Source organism: Halobacillus sp. BBL2006, from assembly GCF_000786645.1.
Taxonomy (GTDB): Bacteria; Bacillota; Bacilli; order Bacillales; family Halobacillaceae; genus Halobacillus.
Window position 1 is genome coordinate 1 of record NZ_JRNX01000316.1, and the last position, 2,403, is coordinate 2,403.

The 2,403-nt window shown below is 42.8% G+C and carries 1 protein-coding gene; it reads right to left on the bottom strand.

What is annotated here, in order from left to right:
• Positions 1-188: 188 nt before the first annotated feature.
• Positions 189-2,249, bottom strand: a complete 2,061-nt coding sequence (locus LD39_RS10070) for a transglycosylase domain-containing protein (RefSeq protein ID WP_035545838.1) — start codon at positions 2,247-2,249, stop codon at positions 189-191.
• Between the last annotated feature and the right edge of the window lie 154 nt (positions 2,250-2,403).

Sequence of the window (2,403 nt, forward strand, 5' to 3'; positions counted from 1 at the left end):
TTCTTTGTCTTTTTTTATGAAATTGGCGAAAGATTGGTGAGCTCTGTTCCCTAACGTTTCATCTCTGTTCCCGTTTTGTGCCGGTCTGTTCCCTAACATTTTATCTCTGTTCCCGTTTTGCGCCGGTCTGTTCCCTAACGTTTCATCTCTGTTCCCGTTCTGCGCCGATCTGTTCCCTAACCTTAATTTTAGAAGAACCAATCGACTACATCTTTGAACCACGGATCATTTTTGAACTCGTTTTCGATTTCTTCTTTATCTTTATCTTCGTTCCCGCCGCAAACTTCTTTTGGTATGTCTTTCTTATCCATATAGACCAGTCGTTCTTTTGGACAATTCGGACCCGAACGAAAACCTGTTTCAGGGTCAATATAGACTCCTTTAACATTCGGGGTCGGGATGAAGGCGGCTGTAGGCAAGTCTTCATGAATGGCTTCCATCGTTTCTGCCCAAATGGACTTAGCGTATCTTTTCTCATTGAAGGTTTCGAGCTTTCTTCCTCCCTCGTCGTGGCCGATCCAAACGGCTGATACAAACTGTGGGCTAAATCCAATCATCCAGCTGTCATAATCGGTTGTTCCTGACTTTCCACCATACATACGGGTGAGTTTCCCTTTTATAGGGGTCCCCGTCACAGAGGCATACCCTCCATCCAAGGATGTGTCGAACATTCCTGTCATCATATGAGTGATCGTAAAAGCCCGGTCAGGGTCAATCTTTTCGTCTTCGTTATAGGTTGGCTGGTATTCATACAGAACATTATCGTGTCTGTCGGTGATTTTTTGAATCGTGTGTCCTTCAAGAGACTCTGAACCCTTTACCATTTTTCCGTAGGCGCTTACCATGTCGTAAAGTGAAATGGACGTAGCACCGAGCGCTAAAGATGGAACAGGCTTCGCATTGCTGTGAATGCCGAATGTTTTGAGTGTATGGACTAACTTTTCAGGACCAATATCAACATTCGTCGATACGGCGTAGATGTTATCTGAAACCGCAAGCGCTTGAGCCATCGTAATCGGCTTGTCCGCATACTGATCATTAAAATTCGTAGGAGAATAAACTTTTCCATTTTCCCCAACTTCAAAGTCAGTGGGCTTACTTTCAATCATCGTCACAGGCGAATAGCCTTCTTTTAAAGCTGCATAGTAAAGAAATGGCTTAATAGTCGAACCGACTTGTCGCTTGGCTTGTGTAGCACGGTTGTAGGGACTCTCTTTATAATCACGGCCTCCAACTAATGCTGTAACGGCTCCATTATGACTATTCATAACGGCAGCAGCCATCTGGATGTCCTCTTCTTTTGGAATTTCAGAAGCTACTTTTTCCTCTAAAATTTTTTGGTGGTCCTCATTTAACGTTGTATAAATATGGTATCCACCGGTCATAACTTGTTCAGAATCAATGTCTAACAAATCTGCCGCCTCGGCGACCACTTGATCCTGGAAGTAAGGGGCGACCTGTTTTTCTGATGATTCTTTATGGTCTGAATAGACAAGGCTCGCTTCAACCGCTTCTGTTTTTTCCGTAGAAGTAATGAATCCGTTCCTTTCCATTTCGGCTAAAATTTGCTTTTGTCTGGATTCGGCGTTTTCTTCGTTCGCTAAAGGTGAATAGTAACTAGGGCCCTTCGGAATCCCTGCTAACATGGAAGCTTCTGTCAGCGATAATTCTTCGGCATGCTTATTGAAGTAATAGCGGCTGGCTGACTCAATTCCATAAGCTCCATGGCCATAGTAGATCGTGTTCAAATAACCTTCGAGAATATCATCTTTATTATAGAAAATCTCTAAACGAAGAGCGTACAATGCTTCTTGAACTTTACGTTTCCATGTTTTGTCATGAGACAAATAAAGGTTGCGGGCATACTGCTGAGTGATCGTACTTGCCCCTTCGGCCATCCTCATCTGTTTAATGTCTGTGAGGGCAGCTCCAGCGATTCGTTTCAAATCGAAGCCGAAATGATTGTAAAAACGACGGTCCTCAATGGCGATCGTTGCTTCCTTAATGGATTCGGGCATATCTTCGATGTTGATCCAGTAACGTTCTTCTGCACCATGATCTTCACCGATGACGTCCCCTTTTTGACTGTAGTAAAGCGTGTTTTGTTCAGTCATTAAGGATGGTGGCCCTTGCGTAATGGCGAAAATTAGCAAACCGATAACTCCGACGAGGGCAATCAATGCTCCTATAAACGAGAGTTTGATGGTGCGCTTCAGCCATTTGTATGTCAATCTGATAAAAATTATCATTCTCTTATACTCCCAACTGTTAAGAATGAATAAAGACTGCTATTATTATGTGAGAATACGTAGTAAAATAAACGTCTTGTTGCTTTTTCAGAAACGCAATGTGAAAAGGAGATATAGAAAATGGGTACATGGTTTACAGAAAAACAAACAGAAA